General features: G+C 64.7%; 16 protein-coding genes and 1 pseudogene. 10 read left to right on the forward strand and 7 right to left on the reverse strand.

Annotated elements, in window-relative coordinates; translation table 11 throughout:
* From QZ281_RS03680 to gltX, 3 genes are all read left to right on the forward strand, one after another.
* The coding region (locus QZ281_RS03680) for a flagellar assembly protein FliX (RefSeq protein ID WP_292224851.1) at positions 1-314 on the forward strand (314 nt) is incomplete at its 5' end.
* 192 nt (positions 315-506) lie between these two features.
* The gene (dksA, locus tag QZ281_RS03685; RefSeq protein WP_292224853.1) at positions 507-944 is read left to right on the forward strand and encodes an RNA polymerase-binding protein DksA; all 438 of its coding nucleotides are present in this window, start codon (positions 507-509) and stop codon (positions 942-944) included.
* An 81-nt stretch (positions 945-1025) separates the two neighbouring features.
* Positions 1026-2360 carry a glutamate--tRNA ligase gene (gltX, locus tag QZ281_RS03690; protein WP_292224855.1) on the forward strand — a complete coding sequence of 445 codons (1335 nt, stop codon included), beginning with the start codon at positions 1026-1028 and terminating at the stop codon, positions 2358-2360.
* A gap of 53 nt (positions 2361-2413) precedes the next feature.
* On the opposite strand, the gene QZ281_RS03695 is transcribed toward gltX, so the two are convergent.
* The gene (locus QZ281_RS03695; RefSeq protein ID WP_292224857.1) at positions 2414-2704 is read right to left on the reverse strand and encodes a hypothetical protein; all 291 of its coding nucleotides are present in this window, start codon (positions 2702-2704) and stop codon (positions 2414-2416) included.
* A 117-nt stretch (positions 2705-2821) separates the two neighbouring features.
* Positions 2822-3380: pseudogene (locus QZ281_RS03700) on the reverse strand (TIGR00730 family Rossman fold protein).
* A gap of 110 nt (positions 3381-3490) precedes the next feature.
* Between QZ281_RS03700 and QZ281_RS03705 the strand changes: the two are divergent.
* Positions 3491-4219: a hypothetical protein gene (locus tag QZ281_RS03705; protein ID WP_292224859.1), complete on the forward strand. Its 729-nt coding sequence runs from the start codon at positions 3491-3493 to the stop codon at positions 4217-4219.
* Positions 4220-4350: 131 nt separating this feature from the next.
* On the opposite strand, the gene QZ281_RS03710 is transcribed toward QZ281_RS03705, so the two are convergent.
* The 5 genes from QZ281_RS03710 to rhmD are packed head-to-tail and all read right to left on the reverse strand — an operon-like array spanning position 4351 to position 9407.
* Positions 4351-5616: an MFS transporter gene (locus QZ281_RS03710; RefSeq protein WP_292224860.1), complete on the reverse strand. Its 1266-nt coding sequence runs from the start codon at positions 5614-5616 to the stop codon at positions 4351-4353.
* Positions 5617-5672: 56 nt separating this feature from the next.
* Positions 5673-6575 (reverse strand): amidohydrolase family protein, encoded by a 903-nt coding sequence (locus QZ281_RS03715; protein ID WP_292224862.1) that lies wholly within the window; start codon positions 6573-6575, stop codon positions 5673-5675.
* 9 nt (positions 6576-6584) lie between these two features.
* Entirely contained in the window at positions 6585-7334 is a 750-nt protein-coding gene (locus tag QZ281_RS03720) for an SDR family NAD(P)-dependent oxidoreductase (RefSeq protein ID WP_292224864.1), read from the reverse strand.
* The gene (locus QZ281_RS03725) at positions 7331-8191 is read right to left on the reverse strand and encodes a fumarylacetoacetate hydrolase family protein (protein ID WP_292224865.1); all 861 of its coding nucleotides are present in this window, start codon (positions 8189-8191) and stop codon (positions 7331-7333) included. The genes QZ281_RS03720 and QZ281_RS03725 overlap by 4 nt, the downstream gene beginning before the upstream one ends.
* A gap of 22 nt (positions 8192-8213) precedes the next feature.
* Positions 8214-9407, reverse strand: a complete 1194-nt coding sequence (gene rhmD, locus QZ281_RS03730) for an L-rhamnonate dehydratase (protein ID WP_292224867.1) — start codon at positions 9405-9407, stop codon at positions 8214-8216.
* A 140-nt stretch (positions 9408-9547) separates the two neighbouring features.
* Between rhmD and QZ281_RS03735 the strand changes: the two genes are divergently transcribed.
* The 6 genes from QZ281_RS03735 to QZ281_RS03760 all read left to right on the forward strand — a co-directional run bounded on the left by QZ281_RS03735 (position 9548) and on the right by QZ281_RS03760 (position 14023).
* Positions 9548-10354 carry an IclR family transcriptional regulator gene (locus QZ281_RS03735; protein ID WP_292224869.1) on the forward strand — a complete coding sequence of 269 codons (807 nt, stop codon included), beginning with the start codon at positions 9548-9550 and terminating at the stop codon, positions 10352-10354.
* A gap of 26 nt (positions 10355-10380) precedes the next feature.
* A complete protein-coding gene (locus QZ281_RS03740; RefSeq protein WP_292224872.1) occupies positions 10381-11142 on the forward strand; it encodes an SDR family NAD(P)-dependent oxidoreductase in 762 nt (253 codons plus the stop codon).
* Between the two features lie 9 nt (positions 11143-11151).
* Positions 11152-12282 carry an FMN-dependent L-lactate dehydrogenase LldD gene (gene lldD / locus QZ281_RS03745; protein WP_292224874.1) on the forward strand — a complete coding sequence of 377 codons (1131 nt, stop codon included), beginning with the start codon at positions 11152-11154 and terminating at the stop codon, positions 12280-12282.
* 50 nt (positions 12283-12332) lie between these two features.
* Entirely contained in the window at positions 12333-13058 is a 726-nt protein-coding gene (locus tag QZ281_RS03750; protein WP_292224877.1) for an RluA family pseudouridine synthase, read from the forward strand.
* Positions 13059-13127: 69 nt separating this feature from the next.
* Complete coding sequence (locus QZ281_RS03755) at positions 13128-13481, forward strand: DUF1304 domain-containing protein (protein WP_292224879.1); 354 nt, start codon at positions 13128-13130, stop codon at positions 13479-13481.
* A 74-nt stretch (positions 13482-13555) separates the two neighbouring features.
* Positions 13556-14023, forward strand: coding sequence for a hypothetical protein (locus QZ281_RS03760; RefSeq protein WP_292224880.1), 468 nt, complete (start codon positions 13556-13558; stop codon positions 14021-14023).
* Positions 14024-14060: the final 37 nt, after the last annotated feature.

Here is a 14060-nt window from a genome sequence, read left to right on the forward strand (position 1 = left end):
CCGCCTCTGTGGCAGCGACCTCCAGCATGGCCGGCGTCTCGGCCTTGATGGCTCTGCAGGAAGTCGAAGGGCCGCTGGAACGGCGTCGGCGGGCGGTCAAGCGCGGCGGCGGACTGCTGGATCGACTGGACGAACTGAAGATGGCGCTGTTGTCCGGCGAGACGGGCGCACCGGCCCTGGAGCGCCTGGCTCGCGTCCTGCGCGAAGAGCGGCCCGATGACGGCGATGCCGAACTGACGGCTTTGCTGGACCAGATCGATTTGCGCGCCCAGGTCGAACTGGCCAAGGCGGAGCCGCGCAACAGTCGGGGCTGATACTTCGCCTGTTGAGAGAAAGTCGCAGTATTTCAAAGCTTAGCCGTAAGGCGACTGCGTGAGAATTGTCACGGATTGGCGGTTGGCCAGACAATAGCGATCACGGAATCGCGATGCGCGTTGCTGCGACTCGTACTCCTGATTATACGGCCCTTACGCCACAGGGGGGCGTGCTATTTGAGCGTGAGTGCGATGAACGCATTAGCGTCTGTCCTATCTGCAGATTCGGCCAGCCAATACCGGCCATCTGACGACGAACCGTTCATGAATGAGCGGCAGTTAGCCTATTTCAAGAAGAAGCTGCTCGACTGGAAGGATGACATCCTTCGCGAGTCCAAGGGCACGGTCGTCAACCTGAAGGCTGAGACCGAGAACCACCCGGATCTGGTGGATCGCGCCTCTTCGGAATCAGATCGCGCGCTGGAGCTTCGTACGCGGGACCGTCAGCGCAAGCTGATCTCCAAGATCGAGGACGCGCTGCGTCGGATCGAGGACGGCTCCTACGGCTATTGCGAGGACACCGGCGAGCCTATCAGCCTGGGCCGTCTGGAAGCCCGGCCGACGGCGACCCTGTCGGTCGAGGCGCAGGAGCGGCACGAGCGGCGAGAGCGCGTTCACCGCGACGACTGAGGCTAAAGACGCCTCTACGCCTTGACTTCGCCGGGTTGGAGCGCGACCTAGCCGCCTCGCTGTTGAGGTCGTTGATCCCCCATGTCCGTCAAGGTTCGTTTCGCTCCGTCGCCCACCGGCAAGCTGCACGTCGGCAATGTCCGCACGGCTCTGGTGAACTGGCTGTTCGCCAAAGGGCAGGGCGGTTCGTTTGTGCTGCGTATCGACGATACGGACCTGGCCCGTTCGACGCCCGAGTTCGAGCAGGGGATCGAGGACGATCTGACCTGGCTGGGTCTGACCTGGGACGAGCGCGACAACCAGTCCAAGCGGTTCGACCGCTATGAGGAAGCCGCCGCGCGCCTGAAGGCGGCGGGGCGTCTGTATCCGGCCTATGAGACGGCCGACGAACTGGATCGCCGCCGCAAGGTGCAACTGTCACGCGGCCTGCCGCCGATCTATGACCGCGCCGCACTGGAACTGACCGACGCCGAGAAGGCTGCCTATGAGGCAGAGGGCCGTCGTCCGCACTGGCGTTTCAAGCTGGAAGGCAAGCGCGTCTCCTGGGAAGATCTGGCGCGCGGTCATGCCGAGGTGGACACCGCGTCCATGTCGGACCCGGTGCTGATCCGTGAGGACGGCCTGTTCCTCTACACCCTGCCGTCGGTCGTCGATGACATCGACATGGCGATCACCCACATCATCCGGGGTGAGGACCACGTCACCAACACCGGCGCGCAGATCGAGATTTTTGAAGCTCTGGGCGCAACTGTTCCTGGCTTTGCCCATATGCCGCTGCTGGTTGGCGCTGATGGCGCGGCCCTGTCCAAGCGTCTGGGCTCCCTGTCGATCAGCGACATGCGCGATCAGGGCTATGAGCCGATCGCCATCACCAGCCATCTGGGCAAGATCGGCACGTCCGACGCGCTGGAAATCGCCGAGTCGGTCCAGGCCCTGGGCGCCAGCTTCGCCTTCTCCAAGATGGGCCGCTCGCCCGCCCGATACGATACGGCTGATCTGGATCGCCTGAACGCGCAGGCTCTGCACGTCATGGGCTATGAAACGGCTCAGCCGCGTCTGGCCGCAGCGGATGCGGACCTGGGCGAAGGGTTCTGGAACACGGTCAGGGGAAACCTGAACAAGTTCGCCGATGTCGTTGATATGGCCAAGATCGTGAAGGGGCCGATCACGCCTGTGATCGAGGACGTCGCCTTTGCCGAAACGGCGCTGCGCCTGCTGCCGGACGTCATCGACGAGAACGCCTGGTCGGCGTGGACCAATGCCGTGAAGGCGGAGACGGGCGCCAAGGGCAAGGGGCTGTTCATGCCGCTGCGTCTGGCGCTGACCGGGCAACAGCATGGGCCGGACATGGCGGCCATGGCACCTCTGATCGGTCGTGAAACCATCGTGCGGCGCCTGAAAGGCGAGGCGGCTTGAAGGTCGCTGCGAGAGCCTGAGGGATCAGGCTCTCGCTAAAGTCTGTCGTCTGATCAGGCGTTGCAGACGGCCAGTTGCTCGGCCGACAGGGCTTCACCCTTGTAGGAGAAGGCGGTCACGGGACCGAACTTCTGCACCACACGGCGGCAGGCGCGGTGTGCAGGCTGTTCCGAGCCGCCCGAAGCGGTGCAGATTTCGCCTTCACACGACCAGCGTGCGCCGTCGATGATGGTGGGACGGGCGGGCGCCTTGGAGGCGTCGGCAAGGGTCAGGCTGGTTGCGGCAGGCGTCTGGGCGACGGCTGGAGCCGCAAAAAGAACTGCGGCGATAAGCAGTGCGCGCATGGATACTCTCCGAAAATGCGAGAACGGCGTCGTGCCGTTCTCGCCACTGTCAGTTTTCTATGAAAACTGTCAAGTGCGGAGCACGTGCCGCAGGTTGCGTGAGTGAAAGTTGATCACTTACCTACGATCATGTTGCAAGTGAGGCGCATCGTCGCTGGCCTTGATCTGGGCCATGGCGTCCTCGACCGTGTCGGCCACAGTCCAGGCCTGCAGGAACGATGCAGGTGTCATGCCCTCGTCGACGCTGTGCTTCATCAGTTCGAAGAAGCCGTTCCAGAAACCGTTCAGGTTCAGGAAGACGACCGGCTTGTGGTGCAGGTCCAGACGCTTCCACGACAGCAGTTCGACCACTTCTTCCAGCGTGCCGATGCCGCCGGGGGCGACAACGAAGGCGTCGGACTGATCGTACATCAACTGCTTGCGCTCGTGCATCGAGGTGACGACGACGGTTTCGACATCGTCGAACAGGCGCTCGCGGCTGCGAAGGAAGGCGGGCATGATGCCGACGACGCGACCACCGGCCGCCGTAAACCAGACGCCAGCCGTCCTCGGCTGCGGCCTTGCCGAAGTCACGCGCCGCCTGGGTGTAGGCAGGGTCCGCCGCATCGGATGCGCCGCAGAACAGGCAGACGGAAGGGCCGTCGAATGGCAGGATCGAAACCGGGGGCAGGGACATGGGGCCTCTAACAGAACGAATACGCGGTCAGCCATGGCCAAACACGCGTCGGCGAGGCAAACAGTTTCCGCGCCGATTGGGGCGCTAGCCATATAGTGTCGAGCCGCAGGATGAAACGCCGGATCATCATCATGGTCGCCCTGGCTGGGATGGCTTCGGCCTGTTCCAGTCCGGTCAGGCAGGATGCGGCGACCGAGAACGGTTCGGCGACCCTGGCGTGGGTCCAGCCGCCGCATATCGATGGCGTAGTGCGCGACGTTGGCGGACTGATTGTCCGGGGCGGCACAGCGCCCAGCGCGCGCGTGGTCCTGCGCGGTCAGGACGGCAGCGCCATCGCCGCCAGTGCTGATGCGGCAGGCCGTTTCGAGCTGCGACTGCCGCCGGTTGCGGGTGATGTGCAGTTCACGCCTGAGGTTCAACTGGGCCAGGATACGGCGGTGTCGCCGGAAACCCTGGTGGTCATCCAGGGGGGGGCGGGGCCGGTGGTCCTGATCGCAGCTGGTGAGCCAACCCTGCGCCTGGACAGCCAGAATGCGCTGGACGCCGTGGATTCGGACGGCAGTGCGATCATCGCCTCTGGTCATCGGGGGGAGGTTGCCCCTGAGGTGACGGTCGGCGGCGAAGCTGTGCGTCCTGTCGCGGGCAAAGGGACCTGGCGGGTCATGGCGTCAGGCGGGGCTGCGACGACGATCATGGTGGATGGCCGCTCCTATGCCTATCCGGGCACGGGCGGCGGGGCGGGCTTCTCGGTGGAGCGGATTGACGCGGGCTGGCGTCTGTCCTGGCCGGTGGCTCCGCGCGGTCGGCAGTCGACCTGGCTGCCTGACGTCGTTCGTTAATAGGCGCGTAACCAATTCGGCAAATAGAGTGGATTGTCCCTTTTCGGGACAACACCATCACCGAACCTTATTTCGCCCGGCGGCCCCGTCGGGCTTCTTTTTTTGCAGAAGCCCGAGGTTGCAGCGCGTTATCAGGCGGCGGCCTTCTTCTGGCCCAGACCTGCGCCCTTCCAGCCGTACCAAGCCACGACCACGAAGCAGGCGGCGGGCAGCAGGAAGGCGACATTGGCGCCATAGGTGTCGGCGATCTTGCCCATCGGCCAGGGCAGCAGCACGCCGCCGCCGACGGCCATGACCATTAGCGAAGACGCCTTCTTGGTCGCGGCGCCAAGGCCTGTCGTGCCCAGAGCGAAGATGGTCGCGAACATGGTCGACATGAAGAAGAAGACGGCGATCAGCGCGACCGGCGAGATGATGTTGATGCCCGCAGCCACAACCAGCGTCAGGATGACGTTGATGACGCCATAGGTGGTCAGCAGGACGCGCGGCTTGACCTTCAGAAGCAGGGCGGTGGCGGCGAAGCGTCCGACCAGATAACCGATGGCGGCCAGCGACAGCATGAAGGCGCCCTTCTGCGAGGTCAGGCCGTCCCAGTTGTGCGTCACCAGATTGATGAAATAGGCGCCGATGCCGACCTGGGCGCCGATGTAGAGGGCCTGGGTGATGACGCCCGCGACGAAGTGGGGCTGTTTCGACAGGGGCAGGGCGGGGGCGTCGCCTTCGACGGCGCCGCCGTGGTCCGACAGGCCGGTTTCCGGCAGGCGGGCGCGCCAGACGGCGATGGCGAACAGGACGACGCCGACGGCGATCAGGCCATAAACGATCTGGATCGAACGGGTCGGACCGCCCAGAGCCTCGGTCGTGGTCGGGCTGAAGAAGACTGCGCCGCCGATGAGCGGGCCGAAGAAGACGCCCAGCGCATTGAACGACTGGGCCAGGTTCAGGCGTTGCGACGCCTTGGCCGGATCACCCAGAACGTTGACGTAGGTGTCGGCGCTGGTCTCCAGCACGCACAGGCCGGCGGCCAGAACGAACATGGAGCCGACGAAGGGCAGGAAGGCGTCCGCGCCCGCCGCCGGAATGAACAACAGGGCGCCGATGGCCGTGATCGCCAGACCGGTGACGATGCCGAACTTGTAACCCCGCGCATGCAGCAGCATTCCCGCCGGGATCGACAGCAGCAGATAGGCGCCGAAATAGGCGATCTGCAGCCAGGCGCTGTCGGCCTGACTGATGCTGAGCGTCTCCTGGAAATGCTTGTTCAGCACGTCCAGAAGTCCATAGGCCAGACCCCAGATCAGGAAGCAGGCGATGGCGAAGGACAGCGGGCCCTTCAGCGATCCACCGGGTTTCGCAAGGCCGCCGGGCGTGTGGGCGGCGTCGGTCTCGATAGCCATGTTGTCATTCCTGGGATGGGCCTGGCCGTCTTGGCGCGGCTTAGGCGAGTGAGAGATCAGATGCGGTAGAGGGTCTCGGCATTGCCTGCGAACAGGCGATCGCGTTCGTCGGCGGAGAAGTCCGCTGTGATGGCGTCGAAGGCGGAATAGAAGGCGTCAAACCCGCCGTGGACGCGCTCGACCGGGAAGTCAGAGGCGAACATGGCGCGCTCGGTTCCGAAGGCGTCGATGCACTCCAGAACGACGGGGCGGATGCTTTCCCGCGTCCAGTTCCGGTCGGTGATGCCAAGGCCGGAAATCTTGATCGACACATGCGGCTGGGCGGCCAGAAGACGCAGCACGATGCGCCAGCGTTCCATGCCGATGTCGTTACGGTCGGTCGGCAGGCCTGAGTGATTGACGATCAGGGGGATGTCGGGGTGACGCGCAGCGATGATGGCGGCGGTGGCCATCTGCGACGGATAGAGCTGAAGATCGAACGACAGGCCGTGCTTGGCCAGCTTGCCGAACCCCTCGACCCATTGCGGATCACGCAGCAGATCGCGGTCGGTGTAGGTCTTCAGCGGGTCTTCATGCCAGCAGACGATCTGGCGGATGCCGCGCACGTTCGGGCGCGCCGCATGGGCTTCCAGCAGGGCGTCCAGATCGGGATCCAGCAAGTCGGCGCCCGCGACGATGCCGTGGGGATAGCCGCGCTCATCGGCGATGGACTGCAGCCAGTCGGTTTCGGCCAGTTGCTGACCGACCGGCTGACCGGCCTCGACATGGACGATCTTGTCCACGCGCCAGCCTGCGGTGTCGGCCAGATAGTCGTCCAGCAGATAGTTCTTGTGCGCGATAGGGGACATGTCCCCCGCCGGATTGTTCGGCAGGGGATCATCTTGCAGCCAGCCATAGCGGGCCCGCGACAGGTCCCACAGGTGGACATGACTGTCGACGATGCGGAGGTCGGAGCCCACAGTCGCGCCCTAGTAGGTGGTGCGGCCGCCCGACGTATCGAACGTCGAGGCGGTGGTGAAGCTGCATTCTTCGGACGCCATGAAACAGACCATGGCGGCGCTTTCATCGACTTCGCCCAGACGGCCCATCGGGATCTTGGAGCGCATATAGTCGACCTGGCTTTGCGGCAGTTGGGCCAGGATCGGGCTTTCGAAGGTGGCGGGGGTCAGGCTGTTGGCGATGACGCCCTTGCCCGCCAGTTCCTTGCCCAGCGACTTGGTGAAGCCGATGACGCCGGCCTTGGAGGCCGAATAGGCGCTGGCGTTCGGATTGCCTTCCTTGCCGGCGACCGAGGCGACATTGACGATGCGGCCATAGTTGTTGGCCAGCATGTAGGGCACCACGGCGCGCGAGCAGTAGAAGACGCCGTTCAGGTTGATGTCGACGACCCGTTTCCAGCTGTCGATCGGAAACTCATGCACCGGCACGGTGGCGCCGGTGATGCCTGCGGAGGCAACCAGAATGTCGATGCGTCCCAGGACCTTGTTGGATTCTTCTGCAGCGGCGGCGACGGCGTCGGCGTCGGAGACGTCCAGCGCCACGACGTGGGTTGCGCCGACTTCTTTAGCCGCAGCCTTCAGCGCGTCGGGGTTCAGATCCCACAGCACGACCTTGCCGCCCTCGGCGACGATGCGGGCGGCGGATGCCTTGCCCAGACCCGAAGCGCCGCCGGTGACGACGGCGGTGCGGCCCGCGAAACGACCTTGATAGGCGCTCATGCCGCACCTTCCTGCGTCCAGCCGACGACGATCTGACGCTGCTGGCCCAGCTTCTGGATGCCAAGGGTCATGACATCCCCGGCCTTGAGGAAGACCTGCGGCTTCTTGCCTTCACCCACGCCAGGAGGCGTGCCGGTGGTCAGGATGTCGCCCGGCTCAAGCGTGATGAATTCGCTGACGTAGCTGACCAGGGTCTTCACATCGAAGATCATGGTGCGGGTATTGCCGGTCTGCATGCGCTGGCCGTTCAGGTCTAGCCACATGTCCAGGTCCTGCGGATCGCCGACTTCGTCAGAGGTCACCAGCCACGGGCCGACGGGGCCGAAGGTGTCGCAGCCTTTGCCCTTGTCCCACTGGGTGCCCATTTCCTTCTGGAAGGCGCGCTCTGAGACGTCGTTGACCAGAACATAGCCCGCGACGTGGTCGAGGGCGCTCTCGACGGTGACGTAGCGGGCGCGGGCGCCGATGACGACGCCCAGTTCGACTTCCCAGTCCGACTTCTGCGAACCGCGCGGGATCATGACTTCGTCGTCGGGGCCGGTCAGGCAGGACGTGGCCTTGGTGAACAGGATCGGTTCAGCCGGAACGGGCAGGTTCGATTCCGCCGCGTGATCGGCATAGTTCAGGCCGATGGCCAGGAATTTTCGCACGCCGTTGACCGGCACGCCATAGCGGGGCTGACCTTCGACCAGCGGCAGGGTCGCCGGGTCGATCGCCTTCAGCGCCTCAATCGCCGGGCCGTGCAGTTGGTCCGGGGTGATGTCGGCGATGACGCCCGACAGGTCGCGGATGCGGCCCTCGGCGTCCAGCGTGCCGGGCTTTTCCAGGCCCTTGGGGCCGTAACGCAACAGTTTCATGGTGGGGAGGGAACTCTCGAAATTAACGCGCGTAGGGGCGGTGCAGGGCGATGTCGCGGTTCAGCTCGACGCCGAAACCGGGGGTGTCGGGCACCTTCAGGCGGCCGTTCACGGGGACGGGTTCGCCGATCAACTGCGGATGGAACATCGGCACGACCTCGTCGGCGCCGGGGGCCATCATCAGGAATTCCGCGAACGGACTGTTATGGCGGGTCACCACGAAGTGGTAGGAATAGACCGATGAGCCGTGCGGGATCATCAGCACGCCCTTGGCGTCGGCCATGGCGGAGATCTTGATCAGTTCGGTGACGCCGCCGCACCAGCCCACGTCCGGCTGGATGATGTCGCAGCATTCCATTTCCAGCAGCATGCGGAAGCCCCAGCGGGTGGCCTCATGCTCGCCAGTGGTGACCAGCATCCCCTTGGGCGCGTTCTTCTTCAGCGCCTGATAGCCCCAGTAGTCGTCGGGGCTGAGGGCCTCTTCGATCCACTTCAGGCCCAGCTTGTGGGCTTCGTGGGCCAGGCGCGTGGCGTAGTTCAGGTCCAGCGCCATCCAGCAGTCGAACATCAGCCAGAAGTCGTCGCCGCAGGCGTTCCGCATGGCTTCGAGTTCGGCGATGTTCTTGTGCAGGCCTTCCTCACCCTCGGCCGGGCCGTGGTGCAGGGGCATCTTGCCGCCGATGAAGCCCAGTTCCTTGGCCTTATCCGGGCGTGCGCCGGTGGCGTAGAAGGTCAGCTCGTCGCGCACCGCGCCGCCCAGCATGGCGAAAACCGGTTCCTGACGCAGGCGGCCCAGCAGGTCCCACAGCGCCAGATCGACGCCGGAAATGGCGTTCACCACCAGACCCTTGCGGCCATAATACTGGGTGGAGAAATACATCTGGTCCCAGACCTTCTCGACCTCGGACGGATCGCGGCCCTCCAGGAAGCGGGCCAGGTGCTTCTCGACGATATAGGCGGCGGGTTCGCCGCCGGTCGTCACGGCGAAACCGACGACGCCGTTCTCAGCCTCGATCTCGACCACCAGCGTGCCCAGCACATTGATGCCGAAGCTGCGGCGGCTCTGACGGTATTCAGGATATTTCGCCATCGGCGTGGCGATGTGATCGTCGATCCAGTGGCCGTCGCCCTGATCGTGATAGTCGGCGCCGCCACCTGTGCCATCGTTTTTCACGACGTAGGCGCGGACGTGCTTGATCTTGGGCAAGCGGCTCATTGAGAAATCACCGGCATTTGGTGATCTGTTCCCATCATGCGGGATTTCACTGGCGTTCCTCCGTGCATGGCGTCAAAGTCGGGCCTGTGTGGCGGATCGACTTGCGCGTTTTGCTACATTCTGAGAATGAGGATTACGAAATGGGACGAACGCCGTCAATCAAGACCGCACAGGTCGATGGGGAAGAAGAGGTCGGCGCCAAGGCGTCCGGCAGTCAAACCCTGCTGCGTGGTCTGGATGTCATTGACGCCCTGATGGAAGGCTCGCTGCCGCTGGCCGAACTGTCGGAGCGGCTGGACCTGACGCGCAGCACGACGCACCGTCTGGCCTCGGCCCTGGTGGATCGGCGTCTGCTGTCGTTCCGCCCACGTGAAGGCTACAGTCTTGGCCCCAAACTGCTGGAACTGGGCCACGCCGCCAGCCAGCAGATGCATCTGCCCCGCGTCGCCCGCCCGTGGCTGGAACAGCTTTCGGCCCAGACCGACGACACTGTGCATCTGGGCGTGCTGGACGGACGTCAGGCCCTTTATCTGGACAAGGTCGCGGGGCGCCGCCGCATCAACATCGGCTCGCGGCTAGGCGAACGTCACCCCATCGCCTCGACCGGACTGGGCAAGGCGCTGATTCTGGACAAGACCGAGGCCGAGTGGATCGACTTCTACGCTCCCGAGGGCGCGGCCTTTGATTCGACGGCGCGCACGGTCTGGCTGGAGCGGATGCGCGGTTACGCCCGCAACGGCTACGCCTTCGATCTGGAAGAGAACGAGGACCAGATTCGCTGCGTCGCTGCACCGATCCGCTCGGTCGATGGCCATATCGTCGCCGCGCTCAGCGTCTCGTCCGCTGCCCAATATATGTCAGACACTCGCATGTCGGAACTGACCAAGACCGTCACCGACGCCGCCAACGCCATCAGCGCCGACCTCGGCTGGCTGCCCAAATCCTGATCCTTTAGAGAAACGCCGGAGCCCCCATGCTGCTTGAGAACAAGGTCGTCCTGATTACGGGCGCATCGCGGGGTATCGGACGGGCCACGGCGATTGAGGCTGCGCGTCAGGGCGCCGACGTCGCCATCAACACCTTCCGCGATGATGCGGTTGCGGCTGAAGTCGTGGCCGAGGTGGAGGCTCTGGGCCGCAAGGCCGTGGTGTTCGACGCTGATGTGGCCTTGCCGGACAGCGCTGTGGGGTTCGTGCAGACGGCGGTGGACGCCTTTGGCCGGGTGGATGTGTTCGTGTCCAACGCCGGCATCTGTCCGTTCCACGCCTTCCTCGACGTGCCGGTCGAGACCCTGCGTCGCACGATGGAGGTCAATCTGCACGGGGCCTATTTCATGGTGCAGGCGGCGGCCAACCAGATGGTGAAACAGGGGGAGGGCGGCGCCATTGTTGCGATCAGCTCGATCTCGGCTCTGGTCGGCGGCGAGATGCAGACCCACTACGCCCCGACCAAGGCGGGGGTGCACAGCCTGATGCAGTCCTGCGCTGTTGCGCTGGGTCGTCACGGGATTCGCTGCAACTCGGTCCTGCCCGGCACTATCGCCACCGACATCAACAAGGACGACCTGGCTGATCCGGCCAAGCGCGAATATATGGAAGGCCGCATCCCGCTGGGCCGTCTCGGCCGACCAGAGGATATCGCGTCTGTGGTCGCCTTCCTGGCGTCGGATATGTCCAGCTACATGTCGGGTTCGGCGCTGCTGGTCGACGGCGGCGCCTTCGCCAACTTCCAATAGGACGGCCCGGTGATCATTTCCTCGCCCGGCGACTATCGCGAGGCCGCGCGCCGTAAGCTGCCGCCCTTCCTGTTCCACTACATCGACGGCGGCGCCTATGCCGAGCAGACGCTGAGGCGCAACGTCGAGGATTATCAGGCCATCGCCCTGCGTCAGCGCGTGCTGCAGGACATGACCAGCCTGAGTCTTGAGACGAAGCTGTTCGACGAAACGCTGCGCCTGCCGGTGGTGCTGGCGCCGGTCGGCCTGACCGGGATGTACGCCCGGCGGGGCGAGGTTCAGGCGGCCAGGGCGGCGGCGTCGCGCGGCGTGCCCTTCACCCTGTCCACCGTCTCGGTCTGCCCGATCGAGGAAGTGGCGCCCGCCATCGACCGGCCCATGTGGTTCCAGCTCTATGTGCTGCGTGACCGGGGCTTCATGAAGAATGCGCTGGAGCGGGCCAGGGCGGCGGGCGTGAAGACGCTGGTCTTCACCGTCGACATGCCGACGCCGGGCGCCCGCTATCGCGACGCCCATTCTGGCATGAGCGGCCCGAACGCGGCCCTGCGCCGGATGGTTCAGGCCATGACCCATCCAATGTGGGCTTTCGACGTGGGCTTGCGCGGAACGCCGCACGATCTGGGCAATGTCTCACGCTATTTAGGCAAGCCGACGGGGCTGGCTGACTACATCGGCTGGCTGGGCGCCAACTTCGATCCGTCGATCTCGTGGAAGGACCTGCAATGGATCCGCGACTTCTGGGACGGGCCGATGATCATCAAGGGCGTGCTTGATCCGCAGGACGCCCGCGACGCCGTCAGCTTCGGCGCGGACGGCATTGTGGTGTCGAACCACGGCGGGCGGCAATTGGACGGGGTTCTGTCCTCAGCCCGCGCTTTGCCCGCGATCGCTGATGCGGTGAAGGGCGATATCCGCATTCTGGCCGATTCCGGCGTCCGTAATGGTTTGGACGTGGTGCGGGCGATTGCTCTGGGCGCCGACGCGGTGATGCTGGGCCGGGCGTTTGTCTATGCGCTGGCGGCGGACGGGCAGGCTGGGGTGGAGAACCTGCTGGACCTGTTCGAAAAGGAAATGCGCGTGGCCATGACCCTGACGGGCGCCAAGTCCATCGTCGGGATCACGCGCGACCTGATCGCCTGAAGACCATTATTTCGCTGACCCGGGCGGCGGGTCTGTCTAAGGAACGGCGGATGACCACCCGCCAGCCCGTCGCCCTGTCCGAAGATGAGATCGCCGTCGTCCGTTCGTGGGTGATCCATGAGGACGCCCACGTCATCGCCTTTTCCAAGCCGTCGGGTCTGTCCAGTCAGGGCGGACGGATCAAGGCGCATACGCTGGATGATCTGCTGTGGGCGTTCGCGCGCTCGAACGGCAAGCGGCCGGAGTTGGTGCATCGGCTGGATCGCGACACCTCGGGCGTGATTTTGGCGGCCAAGACCAAGCCTGCGGCGGGGTTTCTGGGCAAGGCGCTGCAGATGCGCCGGTTCAGGAAACAGTATCTGGCCCTGCTGTCCGCTGCGCCTGAACCGAAATCAGGAACCATCGACGCGCCTCTGCGCCGCGAGGAGATCGGGCGCGAATCCTATATGCGCGTCGTCGCCTTCGATGCGCCGGGCGCTCAGGGCTCAGAGAGCCGATACCGGACGCTGGCCGCCAATGATCAGGGCGCGGTGGTCGAACTGGAGCCGCTGACTGGGCGGATGCACCAGTTGCGGGTGCATATGGCGCATCTGGGTCGTCCGCTGATTGGTGATGTGCGTTACGGCGGGGCGCTGACGACTGAGGTGGGACCTGCGCCGCGCCTGATGCTGCACGCATTCAAGCTCAGCTTCCCGCACCCCGAGGGCGGAACCACGACGGTCGAAGCGCCGCCGCCCGAGGATTTCGCCAGGCTGCGGACCGCACTGGGCCTCTAAAACAGGGCGCTTGCCGACATTGGCGCGGCGTGTTCGACTGAACGCTGAAGCTTTTTTGGAGCGTCCTGAATGGTTGCGACAGTCCTGATCGCCCTGGTGGCGCTGATCCACGTCTATATCGTGGTGTTGGAAATGCTGCTGTGGACCAAGCCTAGCGGACGCAAGGCTTTCGGCATGAGTGTCGAGGACGCCGAACGCACAAAGGTGCTGGCCGCCAATCAGGGCCTCTATAACGGGTTTCTGGTCGCGGGTCTGGTCTGGGGGCTGTGGCTGGGCCAGGGCGGCTTCCAGTTCAAGGTCTTCTTCCTGGCCTGTATTGTGATCGCGGGCCTGTATGGCGCGGCGACTGCTAGCCGGAAGATATTGTTCATTCAGGCCCTGCCTGCCGCATTGGCTTTGATCGCTCTGCTGGCGGGTGTTTAAGATAGGGAACAGCGGGGGCGCTGCGACGCTATGTCGATGAAAGGATGCCTGTGATGAAACGCTTGGCGATTTTGATGACCAGTCTTTCCGCGCTGGCCCTGACGGCCTGCGCCAGTCTGGCCCCCTATGGCGCGCAGCGCGGTACGGGCGGGCAGGGCTATTCGGAGCAACGGATCGAGAGCAACCGATACCGCGTCAGCTATAATGGCGTGGGCGCAGCGGGGCGTGTGGCTGATTGGGCGCTGGTGCGGGCTGCTGATGTCACGACCGAGCAGGGCTATGACTGGTTCGAAATCACCCAGAGCTGGACCGATGGTCGCCCCGGCGGCGCAGGCGGCGTAACGCCCAGCGTGTCTGTCGGCGGCAGCACCGGACGGTACGGCGGCTATTCCGCCTCGGGCGTCGGGGTTGGGCTGGGCCTGAATTTCTCGGGACCGCAACCGACCTCGACCACGCTGGAGATCGTGCTGGGGCGCGGGCCGAAACCGGATCGTCCGAACGCCTATGATGCGCGCTCGGTGCAGGGTTCGATTCCGCGCTGACGAAGGCGGGTCTTCGCTTTCGGCGTCAGCGGCGTAT

Source organism: Brevundimonas sp. (assembly GCF_018608325.1).
In the GTDB taxonomy this organism is placed as follows: Bacteria; Pseudomonadota; Alphaproteobacteria; order Caulobacterales; family Caulobacteraceae; genus Brevundimonas.